The sequence below is a fragment of the Malaciobacter canalis genome (assembly GCF_008000835.1).
In the GTDB taxonomy this organism is placed as follows: domain Bacteria; phylum Campylobacterota; class Campylobacteria; order Campylobacterales; family Arcobacteraceae; genus Malaciobacter; species Malaciobacter canalis.
On record NZ_CP042812.1, the window covers coordinates 1,596,971 to 1,614,461 of the forward strand.

19 protein-coding genes are annotated in these 17,491 nt (G+C 25.2%); 6 read left to right on the forward strand and 13 right to left on the reverse strand.

The genetic code is table 11. From position 1 onward, the window contains the following. Positions 1 to 2 precede the first annotated feature (2 nt). The 5 genes from ACAN_RS08010 (at position 3) to ACAN_RS08030 (ending at position 4,236) form a co-directional block, all read left to right on the forward strand. The gene (locus ACAN_RS08010; protein ID WP_099310914.1) at positions 3 to 398 is read left to right on the forward strand and encodes an ectoine synthase; all 396 of its coding nucleotides are present in this window, start codon (positions 3 to 5) and stop codon (positions 396 to 398) included. A 2-nt stretch (positions 399 to 400) separates the two neighbouring features. Then, positions 401 to 703 carry a regulator of G-protein signaling domain-containing protein gene (locus ACAN_RS08015; protein ID WP_099333372.1) on the forward strand — a complete coding sequence of 101 codons (303 nt, stop codon included), beginning with the start codon at positions 401 to 403 and terminating at the stop codon, positions 701 to 703. A 352-nt stretch (positions 704 to 1,055) separates the two neighbouring features. Next, positions 1,056 to 2,435 carry an aspartate kinase gene (locus ACAN_RS08020; protein WP_099333373.1) on the forward strand — a complete coding sequence of 460 codons (1,380 nt, stop codon included), beginning with the start codon at positions 1,056 to 1,058 and terminating at the stop codon, positions 2,433 to 2,435. An 11-nt stretch (positions 2,436 to 2,446) separates the two neighbouring features. Further along, complete coding sequence (locus ACAN_RS08025; protein WP_079580347.1) at positions 2,447 to 3,343, forward strand: TPR end-of-group domain-containing protein; 897 nt, start codon at positions 2,447 to 2,449, stop codon at positions 3,341 to 3,343. 65 nt (positions 3,344 to 3,408) lie between these two features. Then, the gene (locus tag ACAN_RS08030; protein ID WP_099333374.1) at positions 3,409 to 4,236 is read left to right on the forward strand and encodes a flagellin; all 828 of its coding nucleotides are present in this window, start codon (positions 3,409 to 3,411) and stop codon (positions 4,234 to 4,236) included. A 23-nt stretch (positions 4,237 to 4,259) separates the two neighbouring features. On the opposite strand, the gene ACAN_RS08035 is transcribed toward ACAN_RS08030, so the two are convergent. From ACAN_RS08035 to ACAN_RS08060, 6 genes are all read right to left on the reverse strand, one after another. After that, complete coding sequence (locus ACAN_RS08035; protein ID WP_170233026.1) at positions 4,260 to 4,784, reverse strand: glycine zipper 2TM domain-containing protein; 525 nt, start codon at positions 4,782 to 4,784, stop codon at positions 4,260 to 4,262. A gap of 34 nt (positions 4,785 to 4,818) precedes the next feature. Continuing rightward, positions 4,819 to 5,124, reverse strand: a complete 306-nt coding sequence (locus tag ACAN_RS08040; RefSeq protein WP_099333375.1) for a c-type cytochrome — start codon at positions 5,122 to 5,124, stop codon at positions 4,819 to 4,821. A 68-nt stretch (positions 5,125 to 5,192) separates the two neighbouring features. Further along, positions 5,193 to 5,525 (reverse strand): hypothetical protein, encoded by a 333-nt coding sequence (locus ACAN_RS08045; RefSeq protein WP_099333376.1) that lies wholly within the window; start codon positions 5,523 to 5,525, stop codon positions 5,193 to 5,195. Continuing rightward, positions 5,519 to 6,706: a sensor histidine kinase gene (locus ACAN_RS08050; protein ID WP_099333377.1), complete on the reverse strand. Its 1,188-nt coding sequence runs from the start codon at positions 6,704 to 6,706 to the stop codon at positions 5,519 to 5,521. The genes ACAN_RS08045 and ACAN_RS08050 overlap by 7 nt, the downstream gene beginning before the upstream one ends. After that, positions 6,666 to 7,331 (reverse strand): response regulator transcription factor, encoded by a 666-nt coding sequence (locus ACAN_RS08055; RefSeq protein WP_099333378.1) that lies wholly within the window; start codon positions 7,329 to 7,331, stop codon positions 6,666 to 6,668. Before ACAN_RS08055 ends, ACAN_RS08050 begins: the two co-directional genes overlap by 41 nt. A gap of 1 nt (position 7,332) precedes the next feature. After that, the gene (locus ACAN_RS08060; RefSeq protein ID WP_099333379.1) at positions 7,333 to 7,548 is read right to left on the reverse strand and encodes a DUF1104 domain-containing protein; all 216 of its coding nucleotides are present in this window, start codon (positions 7,546 to 7,548) and stop codon (positions 7,333 to 7,335) included. Positions 7,549 to 7,673: 125 nt separating this feature from the next. On the opposite strand from ACAN_RS08060, the gene ACAN_RS08065 reads away from it, so the two are divergent. Continuing rightward, on the forward strand, positions 7,674 to 7,958 hold the full coding sequence (locus tag ACAN_RS08065; RefSeq protein ID WP_099333380.1) for a hypothetical protein: 285 nt from the start codon (positions 7,674 to 7,676) through the stop codon (positions 7,956 to 7,958). 9 nt (positions 7,959 to 7,967) lie between these two features. Here ACAN_RS08065 and ACAN_RS08070 read toward each other — a convergent pair whose 3' ends face one another. Genes ACAN_RS08070 through ACAN_RS08100 form a run of 7 tightly spaced genes read right to left on the reverse strand, consistent with a single transcriptional unit; the run spans position 7,968 to position 17,460 of the window. Beyond that, positions 7,968 to 8,909: a tetratricopeptide repeat protein gene (locus tag ACAN_RS08070; protein WP_099333381.1), complete on the reverse strand. Its 942-nt coding sequence runs from the start codon at positions 8,907 to 8,909 to the stop codon at positions 7,968 to 7,970. 10 nt (positions 8,910 to 8,919) lie between these two features. Beyond that, the gene (locus ACAN_RS08075; protein ID WP_099333382.1) at positions 8,920 to 9,717 is read right to left on the reverse strand and encodes a putative periplasmic lipoprotein; all 798 of its coding nucleotides are present in this window, start codon (positions 9,715 to 9,717) and stop codon (positions 8,920 to 8,922) included. A gap of 9 nt (positions 9,718 to 9,726) precedes the next feature. Continuing rightward, entirely contained in the window at positions 9,727 to 11,922 is a 2,196-nt protein-coding gene (locus ACAN_RS08080; RefSeq protein WP_099333383.1) for an EAL domain-containing protein, read from the reverse strand. After that, on the reverse strand, positions 11,919 to 14,705 hold the full coding sequence (locus ACAN_RS08085) for a TolC family outer membrane protein (protein ID WP_099333384.1): 2,787 nt from the start codon (positions 14,703 to 14,705) through the stop codon (positions 11,919 to 11,921). Before ACAN_RS08085 ends, ACAN_RS08080 begins: the two co-directional genes overlap by 4 nt. A gap of 4 nt (positions 14,706 to 14,709) precedes the next feature. Continuing rightward, positions 14,710 to 15,441 carry a hypothetical protein gene (locus tag ACAN_RS08090; RefSeq protein ID WP_099333385.1) on the reverse strand — a complete coding sequence of 244 codons (732 nt, stop codon included), beginning with the start codon at positions 15,439 to 15,441 and terminating at the stop codon, positions 14,710 to 14,712. A gap of 6 nt (positions 15,442 to 15,447) precedes the next feature. Next, positions 15,448 to 16,608, reverse strand: coding sequence for a hypothetical protein (locus ACAN_RS08095; protein ID WP_099333386.1), 1,161 nt, complete (start codon positions 16,606 to 16,608; stop codon positions 15,448 to 15,450). 9 nt (positions 16,609 to 16,617) lie between these two features. Beyond that, the gene (locus ACAN_RS08100) at positions 16,618 to 17,460 is read right to left on the reverse strand and encodes a hypothetical protein (RefSeq protein WP_129587488.1); all 843 of its coding nucleotides are present in this window, start codon (positions 17,458 to 17,460) and stop codon (positions 16,618 to 16,620) included. Positions 17,461 to 17,491 lie beyond the last annotated feature (31 nt).

The window sequence follows — 17,491 nt, forward strand, 5'->3', positions numbered from 1 at the left end:
ATATGATTATTAGAGATATAAACAAAGATATTATAGGAACTGAAAAAGAAGTTCATGCTAAAGAGGGTCAGTGGACAAGTAGAAGAATGCTTTTAAAAGATGATAATATGGGATTTTCTTTTCATGAAACAATCATTAAAGCAAATACAAAAACGCATATTCACTACCAAAACCATTTAGAAGCTGTTTATTGTGTAGCTGGAAATGGAAAAATTGAAGATTTAAAAACAGGTGAAACTCATGAAATTTATGATGGTGTAATGTATGCACTAAATGAACATGATGATCATAACTTATATGGTGGAAGTGAAGACATGAGATTAATTTGTGTATTCAACCCTCCAATTAAAGGAACTGAAAATCATGATGAAAATGGAGTTTATCCTTTAGAGGATTAATAATGTATTTTCTTTATATTGAAAACTATTTAAATCAAACAACAAAAGAACAAAAAAAAGATTTTTTCAATTTTTTAATTGAAAAATCTTTTGTTCCCTCAAATCAAAAAATTATTTTAAGTGATAAATCGCTTATTCTTGAATTTGATAAAAATCAAAACTTTGAAACTGTAAAAGAAGTAATAAAATCTTATTTTAAGAAAAATCAAAAAATAAGAATAACTCAAATTTCAAAAATACTCAAAAATGAAAAAAAACTTATTTTAATTTTTAATAATAAAGATAAAAAAGAGATAGTACTTTAAGAATGAAAAGAATCATTGATTTTATCTATTTTGTGTAAATGAGAAGATTATAAATAGTATAAATAACATAGGTTTTAGTAAAAAAATATAGATACATGCTCAATAAATGAAAAAAGTTAAAGAATCATAAAGAAATATCTTTTATGATTCTTGAAAACCTTTTTTCAAAAGAAGAAGTATTAAATTTAAAAAGAGATTACTTTCCATTGAGAAACCTCTTTTTTTGATAAAAGGAAGTCACAAAATGAATTTTAAAAAATTAATTCAAATGACAACTATTAAGCTTATTGAGAAATAAAATGTAAAATGTATCTAGAACAAATAAAATAAAAAATTACACTAAGGGAAAAAAATGAAAGTATGCAAATTTGGTGGTAGTTCAGTTAAAAATTCCACACAAATAAAAAAGATAGTGGATATTGTAAAAAGAGATGAAAAAAGACAAGTTATTGTAGTTTCTGCACCAGGAAGAGATGATGATTTTGATGAGAAAATAACAGATCACCTTTTAAACTTAGCAACAGAGGGGAATCACTTTTTAGAACAAAAAATTGAAATTTCAAAAGATGACAGTTTTAATGCAATAATCAAAAAATATACAAAACTTTGTGATGATTTAGGTATTGCAAAAAAGAAAATTTTAGACTCTCTTGAAAATGAATTAAATAATTGTGATTTTAAAGATGATAAAAAAACTGCATTTTTCTTATCAAGAGGTGAACACTACAATGCAAAAATAATCTCAGATTACATGAAAAAATCAGGTCTAAATGTAAAACTAATGCTACCAGAAGAGTTTGGATTTATTTTAGATGATACATATACAGATGGAAAAGTTCAAGCAAAAACATATGACAATGTTAAAAAACATTTTGTTTTAAAAGATAATGAAAAAGTTGTGGTTCCAGGATTTTATGGAGTAACAGAAAAAAATGAAATCGCAGTTATGAGTAGAGGTGGTTCAGATTTAACTGGTGGTGAATTAGCTTATGCGTTAGATGCAAGTATGTACGAAAACTGGACAGACACAAATGGTGTATATGAAGTTGACCCAAGAGTTATTCCTGATGCAAAAGTAATTCCAAGATTAACATTTAAAGAGTTAAGACTACTTAGTTCAAAAGGTTTTAATGTATTTCACTTTAATGCAATGTTAAATTGTAAAAAAAGTAAAATACCAATTAGAGTAAGAAATACTAATAACCCAACAAACAAAGGAACTTTAATCTTAAGTGAGAGAGTTCCTATGGAAAAATTAGTGGGTGTTGCAAAACTTGATAATATGGCATCTATTCATATTCAAAAAGATATGCTTGGAGAAGAGATTGGGTTTACTGCTGAATTATTGAAAATTTTTGGAGAATTTCATATAAATACTTATCATTATCCAACAGATAAGGATGATTTAGCTATATTAGTAGAGCAAGAGGATTTAAAAGGAAATATTAATAACTTAAGAAGAGAAATAGATAAAAGATTAAAGCCAGACAATATTATTGTAACTTACTCTTTATCTGTTATTACTCTTGTTGGAATTGGGTTAAAAGAAGACTCATTTACTATTGTAGATGCAATTACTGCTTTAAAAGAGAATAATATCGCATTTGAGATGTTTGATATGAGTCCTTCTAAAATTTCATTTCACATAGGAGTATCTCAAAACATCTCTGATATTGCATTGGAGACATTATATGAAAAGTTATTAACAAAAGAGAATAATTGTATTTGTTAATAGGAGATTAAATGATAAGATTGCTACTACTTTTAGTGCCAATTATCTTGTTGTCAACTCTAAGTGCTAAAGAGTTGACACAAGAAGAGAAAAAAGAAGTTAAACAAAGATTGGATAAATTAGAAAAACCTCTATACACGCCCTTTGTAGAAAATTATATTCTAAATGACTTAAGAAAATTAAGAGAAGAGAATAAAAAACTAAAAGTAGAGCTTTATAAAAGATTGGCAGAAAAAGAAGTAGAAATATCTTCAAATGCCATAAGTTATGCTACTTCAACAATCAATAATATTTTTTATATTATTGCTGCTGCTACATCACTTTTAGTAGTTATTGGACTTAACTCAATAAGAGATATAAACCAAAAGATTAGAAATATAGTAGATGAGAAAGTATCTAAAGTAATTGATGATTATGAAACAAGAATGAGTTTAATTGAAAAAGATTTAGATAAACGTTCAAAACAAGTTCTAGAAAATCAAAGAGAGATTGAAAAAACTAATATTATTCAATCATTATGGATAAGAGCAGCTCAAGAAACAACACCTAGTGGTAAAATCGAAATATATGATGATGTTTTAAATTTAAGACCAAATGATCCAGAAGCATTAACATATAAAGCAGAAGCAGCACTTGAATTAAGTGAAGCAAACTGGGCATTGCACCTTGCAAATCAAGCATTAAAAATTGATGATGATTATCCAAATGCCTTTTATCAAAGAGCAAAAGCGCATGCAGTTTTAGGATATAATGACTTCTCAATTAATGACTTAGAAAAAGCACTTAAACTAAATGAACAATATATTGAAGAAATAGAAAATGAAGAAGAGTTTGATAGTTTAAATGACAATAAAAAATTTGTTAATCTATTAAAAAAATATCGTCAAGAAACAACAGAAACTACATAAATAACTTAAATTTACTTTAATCCTTTTTGCTATACAATTTGTATATATGCAAAAAGGAGTTTGTTATGGAAATTAACAATAATATTTCACAGTATCAAAGCCCCTATATAGACCAAAACAAAACATTAGAAAAAATTGCAACTGGTCTAGAACTAAATAAAGCTTCAAATAATGCTTCTGCACTCTCTATTGCAGACAATCTAAGAACACAAGCAAATGGATATGTGCAAGCACTACAAAATACAAATAGTGCTATTGCTTCTACACAAATAGCAGATTCTGCTATAAAAGAGCAATCAAATATGTTAGATAATGTAAAAGAGAAATTACTACAAGCTTCAACAGATACAACTTCTCAAGATGCAAGAGAGGCTATTTTTAAAGATATACAAAATACACTTAAAGGTTTTGATGCAATAGCTAGTGCAACAAAGTATAATGATCAAACACTACTTCAAGCATCTCAAACAAACCAAGCACCATCAAGTTCACAAAGCTTTCAAGTGGGTACACAAGAGTCTGATACATCAAACTCTACATCAATTCAATCAAATACTTTAGGAGTTGGATTAAATGATTTAGTAACTAATTCACCTGATAGTTTTACAGCAGAAGATGCAAGTGATTATCTATCAAAAGTTGATGATGCAATTGGTGTATTAAATAATTATAGAGCAGAACTTGGGTCAACACAAAATGAGTTAGCAAGTACAGGTAGAAATACAATATCTCAAGAGATTCAAACAAGAGCTGCACAATCTGAATTAAGTGGTGCAAATATGGCACAAGAGATTGCAACTTTTGATAAACAAAATGTATTATCACAAGTTGGAGCTTATACTCAATCTCAATTTAATATAACGCAACAATCTGTTATGAGACTTTTGACATAAACACTTGAGAAAACTCAAGTGTTTTAATAACTTATAGTTTTAGTGACTTTTATTTGTTCTTGAGGTTTTTTTGTAACTTTTACATATTTAACTCCATCATATGTAAAGTGATTTTTATACCCTTGAATAATCTTTTTTCTAGTAGCATTTATATATTTTGTAACACATTCTGTTCTTGTTTTTGTTTCATAATAGTAATCATCAGAGTTTGAACCTCTTATTTCATTTGCTATTTTTCCACCAAGTAAACCACCCACAATTTTAGCAGCTGTATTGCCATTTCCTTTACCTATTTGATTGCCAATAACAACACCAGCAGTTGCTCCTATTATAGTATCTAAACCTATTGAGTTATTATCATAGCTAGAATTAATATCAACTCTTTGTTTATACTCTTGTTCATAGCATTCTTGTATTGGCTCTTTAACAGTTATATATTTATATATTGGTTCGCTATAATCAACATCAATAAAATCATATAAATTTTGAGTTTTATTTGCAAATAATAAACTAGTAAATAAAACAATTAAAATAATTAGCTTTTTCACAATTTTTCCTTAAAAGTAGAGTTTAAAACTCTACTTATTTAAATGTAGCAATATAATCACCTAAAGCTTTGATATCCTCATCGCTAAGTCTTGCAACTTGACCTTTCATTACACCTTTCATCACTTTGCCATATGTTCCATCTTTATAGCCATGCAATGCGTTTTGAACCTTTTTAGAGTCCCAACCTTTAATAACTTCACTTTTCCCAAGTGCAGCTTTTTCTCCATTTGCTCCATGGCAAGATGCACAAGCTTTATATAAAGATTCACCACTATTTGCAAAAAGTGTTGTTGAACCTAAAATAGCAATTGAAACTAAGATTTTTTTTGTAGTAGTCATTTTATACTCCTTAATTTTTATATTGAAAGTATAAAATCTAATTGTGGATAGATTGTGAAAAGATTAAACTATTTTAATTTTCCAAAAACTTTATATTCATTCCAGTAAATATCTAAAGCCTCTTTTAACTGTTTATTTGAAAGATTTGAAGGTTTTTTTATACCAAAACGCAAAATAAATGCTTCTGGCATTATAGTCTTATCTTTTGTAGGATTTTTCATATATTCAAGCATTGCATTTTTTACATTAGATTCTGAACTATATTTTAACAAATATCTATAAAAATATTTATCTATAGTAACAGGGAGTTTTTTATGACAACTAACACAATTTGATTCATATATATTTGCATTTAAACTAACAAAAAATATCAATATAGAAAAGATTATTTTTTTTACCATGTAATTATCACCTTTGTTCCTTTATCAAGTTTTGAAGTAAACTTAATATCTAACTCATACTCTTTTGCAATTAAAGAGACAATACTAAGTCCAATACCAAATCCCCCTACACTACTATCAAATCTTTTATATCTAATAAAAAGATTTTCAAGTTCATGTTTACTCATACCTTTTCCACTATCTTGAATGCTTAAATGCTTTTCATTTAATGTAACTTTTATTACTCCTGATAATTTATTGTATTTGATTGCATTGGAAAGTAGATTATCTAATAATTTTGATAATTTTTTTTCATCAATAAAAAGATATACATCATTTTTGATATTTACTACAAAATCGATTCTTTTTGCATTTGCTAGGGTATGAAAATACTCTACTCTTTGTTCTATTAATCTTGATAAGTTTACATTTTTATTATTTGAAATAATTTTATTATTTAAAGTTAAATATGTTAAATCATCATAAATATTTGAAATAGTTTTTGCACCAATATCAATTCTGTTTATTTTTTTACTTAGCTTTTCATCTAAACTAGCTTTTTTAATCATCTCAATATTTGTAACAATAGTACTAACAGGAGTATTTAATTCATGTGTAGTGTCTTTTATAAACCTATCAAGTAAATACAAGGCATCTTTCATAGGTTTTAAAAATAGTTTTAATAAAAAATAACCCAAAATAAGCATGAAAAATAAAGCAATAAATACAAAATAGAATAAAAAGCTATATACATTTTCTAGCCATGCTTTATCTTCTGGTATCTCTATTATTATATATTTTGTTCCAAGATAATATGATTCAGGTTGAGTAATAAAATGTATTTTATCATCAATGACATAAATTACTTTATCAAAGTTTATCTCATTTGATTTTAAAGTAGAAAAAATTCTTTTTTTTGAACTATCATAAATTGCTGATTTAAATTTTTCATCTCGTGGATAATATTTGTATTTATCAAAATTTATATGTAAATCTTTTAATCTAAATACAAAATCACTTGAATACTCTTGAAGTTTTACCCTTTGCTCTTGTAGCATTAAATCTTTTTGAAAAGAGTAATAAAGATATGAAATAAATATTAAAATAACTATACAAAGTATAGTATAAAGTGAAAAAAAACCTAAAAGAGTCTTTTTCTCACTACGAAATAAATCTATATCCAAGTTTTTTAAGACTAACAATTTTTTCTTTCCCTATAATTTTTCTAAGATTTTTAATATATGTTCTAAGTGAGTTATCACTAGGTTCTTCATCATAATCCCAAACATAATCATATATTCTTTCATGATCTAAAAGTTCATTTTGATTTAATAAAAATAGTTTTAATAACTTTAACTCTTTATTGTTTAAATTTAGTTTTTCTTCACCCTTTTTTAATTCATATGAAGTCATATTAAAAGTTAGCTCAGTTCCTATTTTTAAAATCTCTTCTTTATTAAAGTACTCTCTTTTTAATATGGTTTTTACTCTTAATAAAAGCTCTTTTAGTTCAAATGGTTTTTTTATATAATCATCACAACCACTATTAAAACCCTCTTCTAAAGAGTCCATAGAGTTCAATGATGTAATAAATATAGCAGGTGTTTTATCTTGCTTTTCTCTTATTTGTTTTAAAAGCTCAAAACCATTTAATAAAGGAACATTTACATCAAGTAAAAGTAAATCATATTTTGTTTCATATACATAACTTAAAGCCTCTTCCCCATCAAAAGATTGCTCTATTTCAAAGCCCTCATCTTCAAAGTACTCTACTATAGTTTCACTAAGTGTAATATCATCTTCTAATAAAAGTAGTTTTTGTTTCATGTTATTTGTTTTGTTTCTTTTTATTTTTTAAATACTCTTTTTTCTCTTTTTCATTCATAGTAGGTATTCTACTTTTTAGCTCATTATCAAATTTATTTTGTTCACTTTTTTTTACATATCCCATAATAGCTATTAACTCTTGTGTACTCATTTCAGAATAATCAGTTTTTGCAAAACTTATTGTACAGGCTAATAAAAAGGCAATAATTATTTTCATCTTTTCTCTCTTTTTTGTTTTAAAAAGTAATACTAACATAATAATTGTAGAATAATAGTAAAGTAAAGTAGTTGATTTAATAGTTTTTATAATAAAATAATCTAACTAAATTAAAAAGAGAGAGTATGATAAAAAATCTAATTGTTTTAGCTTCTTTAGTATTTTTATTAAATGCATGTTCAAATGAGACAAAAAAAGAAGAGTGGACATCATGGGTATATCCTGATAAAAGCAATACAAAAAGAAGTATGAAAAATGGTGTTTACAAAAGCTTAGAAGAGTGTAAACAAGCTTCAATAAATAAAATTGAAGAACTTGATTTATCAAAAAAAGCCTCTTATAAGTGTGGTTTGAATTGTACTTATCATGAAAATATGAAAACTGATGTATGCAAGAAAATAGCTAAGTAAAATTATTACTTAGTTATTTATTTTATGAATTTTTAAAAAGTTCTTTGAACGTTCATGCCCTCTTGAAGCTGCTTTTTTTATCCAATATTCACCTTGTTTTTTATCTTTTTGTACTCCTAATCCATTATAATAAAAATATCCTAGATAATACATAGATTTTAAATTATCATATTTTTCAACTGCAATGTTATACCAATAAAATGCTTTTTCATAATCTTGATTTATTTTTGAATCTTTTCTATATAAATCAGCTAGTTTAATAATTGCTGTTTTATTTCCTTGTTTAGCACTTTTTTCAAACCATACTCTTGCTTTTTCATAATCTCTACTTACATAATCACCACTATAATACATCATAGCTAGATTAATTTGTGCTAAGGCATTTCCACTTAAAGCACTTTTTTCAAACCAATAAAAAGCTTCTTTTAAATCTTTTTTTGTTCCTTGACCAAAATAATACATTCTACCAAGATTATTTTGTGCAAAAATCACTCCATTTAATGCAGCTTCCTTATACCACTTAAAAGATTTTTTTAAACTAGGCTTTGTATGATTTCTTTCATATATCATACCTAAGTTTAATTGAGCTAAAGCATAGTTTTGTTTAGCGCTTTTTTCATACCAATATATAGCTTTTTCTTTGTCTTTTTTTACAACATCACCCAAATAATACATATGTGCAAGATTATTTTGTGCTTGCATATTACCATTTTGTGCAGCCATTTCGTACCATTGAAAAGCAAGTTGTTTATTTACAGGGATTCCTAAACCTTTATAATTCATCAATGCAATATTATATTGTGCAATAGGATTATCTTCTTTTAATGCTACTTTACTAAATTTTTCATAAGCGCTTAAATATTTTTTATTATTTAAATCCTTAACCGCCTCATCAAAAAGTGATGCATTCAAAAAAATAGTTGTTATAAAAAGTAAAATAAAAGCTTTCATATTTCCTCAATTAATTTGTATTTATTTTCTCTAGTTTAGTATCCATTATATCAACTTGTCTCTCTTTTTTCAAACTCTTTTTATCTTTTAATAAAAGTAACTCATCAAATTCTTCTTTTATTTTAAGTGATTCAGGATTTTGTTTTTTCTTTTCTTGCTCTTTTTCTTCAAAATCCAAATATGCTTCATACTCTTTTAGAATCTCTTCTTGTATTTTTTTCTTTTTCTCTTCAATCTTCGCATTTAAAATAGCTTGTAATTTAGCTTTTCTTTGAGATATAAGAACATCTTTTATATAATCTTTAGCCAAAGGCTTATTTGAAGAGAAAACTGAGCATATGTAACCTTTGCAATTTATCCACTTGTCATTTAAGCCTAATAAGTGCTCTATTCTATTCCAAATTAATTCATGATAATTACTAGAATAATATCTTTTTATTTTATCATCAAACTTATTTTCATCAAAAATAGATAACTTTACATAAGTTTTATTATCTTTTTGCTCAAGTTCAAATAACCAATTTTCAACCTTTACATTAGAAGCAAAAATCAAATAATCAAAATTTATTCGTTGAACTAATATATAATTTCTATATGAATTTATTTGGAACTGTTTACTTTTATTACTTAATGCAAAACTCTTTTTAATTGCTTCTAATACAGCATCCTTTGATATTTTATCAAACTCTCTTTTTGAAGATTTTATAATCTCTTCATTAATTAAATTATCATTTTTAAAACTGCTATTTTTAAAACTACAACCACTAAAAAACAAAGAAAAAGCCAGTATAAAAAAGTAAATTCTCATAATTTTTCCTTACCTACTTGTCGCATAAACACCAAGCCTTTCTAAAAATGCATAATCATTATCTGATTTTACATTTTCTGTTAAAATCTCCATATTATTCAATTGTGCAAATATCAAAATATTTTTAACCTTATGTCTTTTTATCTTATCATTTGCAAGATTATTTGTATACTCTTTATCTATTCTTAGATAATCAAGTTTAATATCTTCTAACTCCTCTAATGGATAATCATTTGTATTATATCTTTTCAATAAAACTTTCGCTTCTAATTGGTTTATATGTTTTACAAACTTTTTAAATTTATGCTTATGCAATGATGCTGTATAAGAAGTAATACTAAAAACTATTTTCTTTTTTAAATTTGCATTTGCATTTAAAATATCTTCAAGCCATTTATTAAAATCTTTATTTGAAATAGTATCAACAGCTAAATTTATAGCAATTTCATGGCTAGCTTTAGAGTATTTTAAGTACTCAATAACTTTTTGGATAACAAGCTTATCAAAAGTAATTATCTCATTTATCTTTTCTGCAATTGAAACAAATGAACCAATAGGAAGTTTTTGTTGATTATTATCATAAACTAAAGGAGAAACCTCTTGCATAACAAGCTTTTTATCATCAAAACTATAACTATTTGAAGCATAATCAACATCAAAATTTGCATCATGAATAATCGTAGAAACAACTTTTTCTAAAGTTGCATAATTATGCTCGATTTGTTCTTCTGTTATTAAATGATAACTATTTGTTTTTTCTTTGCTAATATCATAAGCTTCATTTGCAGATCTTAAAATTGAGTTTAAAGTTCCATATAAATCAAAAGGAGTTCCTCCAATAGTTAAGAAATTTTCAGGAAGTTTATACTTTTGTGATAGTTCTTTAATAGTTGTATGAATTATGGCTTCACATAATTGATTTGCTTTTATACTATCAAATCTTTTCGCAATAATTGCAAACTCTGAACCATAAAACCTATACATTGTAATATCTATTTTGCTAAATCTATATATTACATTTTTTACTATATTTACAAAATTTTCAATAAAAGTATCTGTAGTATTACTTCCATTTAACTGTGAAAACTCTTTTAGTGAGGGAAGTCTTAATATTATTACATAACCAGAAATTGAAGATACAAACATTGATTTAATATCTTGCTCAAAAATCTTTTGATTTTCTAGTCCTGTTAATGTATCTGTTGATTTTTTTCTTTGGATTGTTTCTTTACTAATATTAAGTTCATTTACATTAGAAGCTAATTTACTTGATAATTCTGCTACTTTTTCAATCATTTCTTTTAATTCTTGTGTTCCATCAAACTCTTTTGTTCTTATTTTATGAAACTTATTTTCTAATATATCATCAAGTAAAATATTTAATTTATGAATAGGTTTTGTAACATATTTTTTAAATATATAATAATTATAAAATCGAAAAAATATCAAAACAGGGAAAAACATAAAAAATGCATAAAAAAATAGACTTTTAGTAAATGAATATATCTCATATTTAATATTATACATATCAATTATATAATCAATAGTTGCGATTTTTTTATCTTTATAGTAAAGCTGTTTTTGTATATTTTCAAACTTTTCATCAAAAATCAGACCTAACCAAAAAGGAAATTTGATTCTATTTTCTATATTAGATTCATTTTTTTGTAAAGAATTAAACTCAAAACTTGCAAATAAATTCTTAACTTCATTATCTTTATATGCTTGGTATCTAATACTTATATAATCTTCTTTATTAAAAGCTATTGAGGGTTTAAAATAGTAGTAGTTGTCACTTAATTTTTCAATTTTTCCATATTTAATATCTATTACAACATCACTTATTGAACTACTTATATCACTAAAATTTGGAGTATTATTTATTAGTGCTTCTTTTGTAAAAATCAACTCGTCAAATTTTAAACTTATTGATTTAAAATTATTTGTTAAAATGATTTCATCAATTTGTTCATTTAATAATTTTATATTATGATCTAGTACATATGGTTTTATAACTAAAGAGTGACTTTTTGTTTGTAAATCATATTTTATTTTTGTCTGTTTAATTAGTTTATCTTTATAATCAATAAATATGACAAAAAAAGTAAGAGAAAAAAGTATTGCAAAACTAATTATAACTATTGTTATATTTTTAGCAATAATATAAGAGTCTTTATTTAATACTTTTTTCTTTAGATTTATCATTTATCTTTTCCTAAAGAGTGATATTTATTATATAAATCCTGTTTTTTACCTATTTTTTCTATATATGGTGAATTTTTTCTTAAGTTTAAAGGTAGCTCATCTAAAGCTTTTTTTGCTTGTTGATAGTTTTCAAAAACTCCATACATTACCTTTGCTAGGTTCTTATCTCCAAATGAAAAAACAAAGCTAGTATCTTCAATACCATGCTTTAAAGTAAACTCTTTTGCTTCTTCTTTTGTATTAATTGTTGCTAAATTAATAGTATAATAGTTTTTAGGAACCTCTAAAAATAAAGTTTCAAAATCACTTAAACTCTTTGTTGTATTTTCTATTTTGTCATTTGTTTGAATCTTTGTTTTATTATTTTTTAAATCATTTTTTTTATCTTCTTTTGAGTCAACTATTTTTGACTTAGTAACTATTTCATACTCTTGAGTTTTATTTTCTTTTTCATTTAACTCTTTATTTTGCTTATATAAATTTTGTTTAGTCTGTATTTTCTCTATTACAGGATAATATTTTTGTTTTATATCATCAAGAATATCAAGAGATGTTACTGCATCTTCATAATTTTCAAAAATTCCATACATTACTTTTACTAAATCTTTTCCTTCAATATATTTAAAAACAAAAGAGTTATCATAAATTTGCTCTTTTTTCACAAAAGAGATTGCCTCTTTCATTGAAGTAAAAGTTGCTATATTTATAGTATAGTTCTCTTTATTTGCTTCTAAAAATTTCTTTTTAAAATCTTCATTGGTTTTATAAGATTGTTGTTTTTTTAACATTTGTATTTTTTCTACTATCTTAACTTTTGGTTTAGGCTCTTTAACTTCTACTTCTAAACCTTCTAAATACTTAATATACAACTCTTTTATATCTTTTATAGTTTTCAACTCCAAGCTTTTATTGGTAGTTTTAGACATTTTTTCCATTTCTTGTTTTGCATCTAATTCATTATCAAATATTTTTCTTGCAATTATAGTTTTTATTTTATACTTTTTTAAAATATCAAAAGCAAATGCCTCTTTTGATATTTTTTGTTCTTTTATAAAATCAAAAGCATCATATACATTATCAAAATCTTTAATAATAATCATAAAAGAGTTTTCATCAGCTTGTAAAAAAGTTTTTATAAAAAGATCAATATTCTCATTTAAAGAAGGCTCTTTTTTTACCTCTTTTTGTTTTTGTTCTTTTTTCTCTTTTTTATCTACAATTTTCTCTTTTACCTCTTCATCAAAAAGAAGTTTTTTATCTTTTAAATCATCATATAGTTTTTTATTATAAGTACTTGTAGAGAAATTTACAAATTTATTATTTTCAGGATCGATATTAAAATATGCTAATAAATCTCCTGTATAGCCAAGTAATAAGAAAAAATCTTGTATATTACTTCTTTCAAATTTGATTAGTTCAAGCTCTGCACTATTTAATTGTCTTTGACCTTGCAATAATACATTTAAATCTTGTTCTCCAAGTTTAAAAGCTTCCCAATAAGCTTCAACAGCTTCTTGTGAAGATGAAACTTCACTTTTTGTACTTTTTAAAGCATCTTTTACACTATTTATTGATGTATGAAGTTTTGATAAGTTCCATTTTAATTTCTTTATCTCTTCATTTAATCTAAATTTTAAATCCCTTAAAATACTATAACTTCTAAGAACTTTATTTTTATCTTTACCACCATTAAAAAGATTATATGTAAGTTTTACTCGTCCAGTAAAATCATTTTCATCACCTTCATAATCTTCTTGGTCTTGTATATCATTATATGTAACTTCTAAATCAACTTTAGGACTAAATTTTGATTGAGCATTTTGAACTTTATACTTTTCAGCTTCTATATTTAAATAGTAGTTTTTTAAATTTGGATTTTGTGAAACAGCTCTTTGAAAAAGTTTATCAAACTGTGCTATTTTTATATTGAAATCTCTTTCATAAGGTAATGTTTTAGAAAACTTTTTACCAACTATATACTCATAATACCTCAATGCTTCTTCTAGTTTTGATTTATCTTTTATAAGTTTTGTTTGTGCATTTGAAACGTTTGCTTTTATAGAAGTCAAATCACCAATTGAACTAGCTCCATTATCATACTTTATTGTTACAATATCAAGTATTTTTTGAAGTTTAATCATATGTTTTTTATTTGTTTCAACTGCTTTTTTACTAAAAACAACTCCAAAATAAGCTTTAATAGCTTTATTAAGTTCTTCTTGAACTGTCAATTTATACATATTTCTTTGAACAAGTAATGACTCTCTTAAACTCTTTACATTATAATAAGTAGCACCACCTGCAAAAAGATTTTGTGCCATCACAAATCTATAATTTCTATCATTATAAAATTTATATTGACTATTATCATCTTCTCCTGGATAATGTCTTGTTTTACTATATGTATATTCAAAATTTAAAGTAGGATAATAATCAGCTAAGCCATCATCTAATTTTAATTGTGATTGTATAACTTTTTCACGAGCAGATCTTATCATATCACTATTTGATAATGTTTCTAAAACAACATCATTTAAAGATACTTTCTTAAACTTTTCCAATGCAGTTTCATTTGAAAAATTAATATTTGAGTTTCTTAATCTTTCAACTTTTTTAACCACCGTACCTTTATATTCAAGTTTATTTTGAACTCTTTTTATTGGCTTTTCTTCTACTTTAGGTTCATCACTAATTTGAATATTATTTTTTTGCTCATCTAAACTAATATCTTCATTTGAAAATAGTTGCGAAATAAATATTAAACTCAAACAAATTTTTCTCATATATCTACTTTTTAACTCTTATTACGATATAACCATTTTTATCATCTATTTTCTCTTTGATTTGTACAGTAGAAAGCAAATCAACTCTTACATCTTTTTTTTCATATCCAAATTTTCTAATCAAATTTCTTGTACTTATTGTTCTACCTAATGATATCTGTTTTGATATTGTTGCACTAACATGATTTTTGGGATCAACTGCTGTAATATAAATTTTATGTTCTCCTATTTTTTCTTTTATCTCTTTTGTAAAAGCTTTTATCTTTTTATTTGTTGCATCATCAACAAATACCTCATTACCTTTAAAAGTAACTATCATATATTTGTCATTTTTAAAAGTCTTTTGTGCAGACTCTTTTTGATCATCAATTTTTTCAGCATAATCAATTCCTGGAGATTCAAGATTTTTGGTATTTGCTGCTGTTGATTTAGTTTGCTTTAATTCTTTTTCTAAAACAACAATTTTCTTTTGTAATTTGTTAACTACATCTTGAACTTCTTGTTTTGAACGCAAAACTTTTTCATTTATTGGGTCTTTTTCTTGACTTGGATTACTATTAAGTATTAAGTCATCTGTTGCAATAGAGCCTGTATATGAAACTTTAAATTTAAACTGTGCATAATAACCTAGATTTACTAGTGTAACCAATAAAAAAAGTAGCATAACTAAAATTACAGATGAAAAGATATCTACAAATGAGGGCCAAGGATTAAAATTATCTTCACATCTTGCCATACAAACCTACTTAACTTTTTCTTCCAAAGTTTCAATCTTTTTATTTAAAGATTCAACTAATTGAACTAATAGTTTATTGTTTTCTTCTTGTAAAGCTAAACTCTTTTTGATTGTTTTATGTTCTGCCAAAATTACATTTGAAATCTCTTGAAGAGAGTCTTCCATCATACCAGCATTTGAAAATTGATTTACATTTAACTCTTTTAATGAGTTATCAACACTTTCTAAAATCAAAGCTTCATGTTCACTAGCTTTTGTATTTTCACTTAAATTTGATGTAATTATTTCATATAACTCTTGTGATGATTTATTTGATTTTTCAAGCTTTTCTGTAAAGCTACCCATTGTATCAATAAAAATATCAATAAATCCAGAGGGCAAACCACCACTTGCACCTTGTATTGGAGCTTGTGAAATAACCTTTCCTTCTTTTGAAAATGCAGTGCCAATCTCTTCTAAAACATCAGAAGATTGAGATTCGATTATTTTGCCCTTTAACCAATCCTCAACATCTTCTAAAAAAGCTGCTTGATTTCTTGTTAAAATATACTGCATTACATTTAAAATAATTGCAGAAGCAACTCCAAAAAGTGAAGATGCAAAACCAATAGCCATACCACCTAAAGGTCCTGAAAATCCTGTCATTATTTCAGCTATATCAATATCATCTCCACCTAAAGATAAAATTATTGAACCCATTTCATCAATAGCAACAAGTAAACCTGTAAAAGTACCAAAAAGCCCTAACATAAGTGAAGTTCCAACAAAGAAACTAGTATAACTTTTTTGATTAAAAAATTGATCAGACAACCAAATAGTTACATCTTTTGCTTCATTTTCAGTAAAATATAAAACTCCTTTTTGAGCTCTTCTATTAAACATATGAGCAATTGTTGCTGGCATCAATTCTGTTATACCTTGCAAATAAAACTCTAAATCTTTTCCCTTTTTATAAGCTAAAATACCAAAGGTACCTGCAAGCATTGTAAGTCTTATAGCAGATTGATATACAACTAAAAGACCAATTAAAAACACCGTTAAAATAGCTATATTAAAATTTAATGTAGCCATAAAAAATGATGATATCAACGAAAAGTTTGAATATATCAAAAAAACTAAAAAAAGCAGAAATATAACAAATATTTTTAATATCTTAATTCTTCTCATACCCTGCCCTTAAAACATAAATAATAAAATCGAAATAACCAAGCCAAGAGCAACAGTAGTTACTGTTTTAGTCATTTTATCTACAATATTCACAAAGGCACCACTTCCCTCAACCTGCTCTCCTAAAATTGCAAGTCCTATTGTAGCTCCATTTATGTCTGAGATTTTTTTATATGTTTTATAATAAGTATCATCAACCAAATAACCTTTATCTTCTAACTCTTTAAATCCTTCTTTGCCATTTGATATTAATTTTCCAAAAAAGTTTCCATCATACTTTTTCTCTTCTACTTTATACTCATTTATAACATCTCTATATTTACCAGTTTTTGCTTTTAAAGATAGTTTTCCCATCATCTTTTCATCAAGCAAAAAAACAAAAATTGAGTTATCTTTTTCAAACTCTGCTTTTAAAGTATGAATTGATTCTTTTATTTCTATTACACCTATTAAATTATCATCTTTTAAAATTGGTTCAACTAAAATTACAAAAATCCCATCATTTAAAACTTCAATTCCAAAAACTTTAGTTTTGTTTGTTATTACTGAATTTATACTATTTCTATATTGATTAATTTGATTTGAGGAAGGATAAAACTTCATTGATAACTCATTGAAGCCTGCTTTTAAAAAATTCTCATTGTAAGTATTTACTATAGTTTCCACAGCATTTATATTGTTTTGTTCCATTGCTGTTAATATATTATTATTTGCATAGATTGAAGCAACAAGTTTTTTAAAGTTTTCTTCTTTTTTATTTATTCTATTTTTTAAACTAGTTTCATATGTTTCTGACATAGTAACATAAACTTCTTTTGACACATTTTGAGTCATAGTCATCAAAATATACATAGAAAAAGATATTCCCAAAATAGATATTACA

Bases quoted from the DNA above. Each gene is read 5' to 3' on its own strand.
- ACAN_RS08010 (WP_099310914.1), top strand. From the start codon at position 3: ATGATTATTAGAGATATAAACAAAGATATTATAGGAACTGAAAAAGAA.
- ACAN_RS08015 (WP_099333372.1), top strand. From the start codon at position 401: ATGTATTTTCTTTATATTGAAAACTATTTAAATCAAACAACAAAAGAA.
- ACAN_RS08020 (WP_099333373.1), top strand. From the start codon at position 1,056: ATGAAAGTATGCAAATTTGGTGGTAGTTCAGTTAAAAATTCCACACAA.
- ACAN_RS08025 (WP_079580347.1), top strand. From the start codon at position 2,447: ATGATAAGATTGCTACTACTTTTAGTGCCAATTATCTTGTTGTCAACT.
- ACAN_RS08030 (WP_099333374.1), top strand. From the start codon at position 3,409: ATGGAAATTAACAATAATATTTCACAGTATCAAAGCCCCTATATAGAC.
- ACAN_RS08040 (WP_099333375.1), bottom strand. From the start codon at position 5,124: ATGACTACTACAAAAAAAATCTTAGTTTCAATTGCTATTTTAGGTTCA.
- ACAN_RS08045 (WP_099333376.1), bottom strand. From the start codon at position 5,525: ATGGTAAAAAAAATAATCTTTTCTATATTGATATTTTTTGTTAGTTTA.
- ACAN_RS08055 (WP_099333378.1), bottom strand. From the start codon at position 7,331: ATGAAACAAAAACTACTTTTATTAGAAGATGATATTACACTTAGTGAA.
- ACAN_RS08060 (WP_099333379.1), bottom strand. From the start codon at position 7,548: ATGAAAATAATTATTGCCTTTTTATTAGCCTGTACAATAAGTTTTGCA.
- ACAN_RS08065 (WP_099333380.1), top strand. From the start codon at position 7,674: ATGATAAAAAATCTAATTGTTTTAGCTTCTTTAGTATTTTTATTAAAT.
- ACAN_RS08070 (WP_099333381.1), bottom strand. From the start codon at position 8,909: ATGAAAGCTTTTATTTTACTTTTTATAACAACTATTTTTTTGAATGCA.
- ACAN_RS08075 (WP_099333382.1), bottom strand. From the start codon at position 9,717: ATGAGAATTTACTTTTTTATACTGGCTTTTTCTTTGTTTTTTAGTGGT.
- ACAN_RS08080 (WP_099333383.1), bottom strand. From the start codon at position 11,922: ATGATAAATCTAAAGAAAAAAGTATTAAATAAAGACTCTTATATTATT.
- ACAN_RS08085 (WP_099333384.1), bottom strand. From the start codon at position 14,705: ATGAGAAAAATTTGTTTGAGTTTAATATTTATTTCGCAACTATTTTCA.
- ACAN_RS08090 (WP_099333385.1), bottom strand. From the start codon at position 15,441: ATGGCAAGATGTGAAGATAATTTTAATCCTTGGCCCTCATTTGTAGAT.
- ACAN_RS08095 (WP_099333386.1), bottom strand. From the start codon at position 16,608: ATGAGAAGAATTAAGATATTAAAAATATTTGTTATATTTCTGCTTTTT.
- ACAN_RS08100 (WP_129587488.1), bottom strand. From the start codon at position 17,460: ATGTATATTTTGATGACTATGACTCAAAATGTGTCAAAAGAAGTTTAT.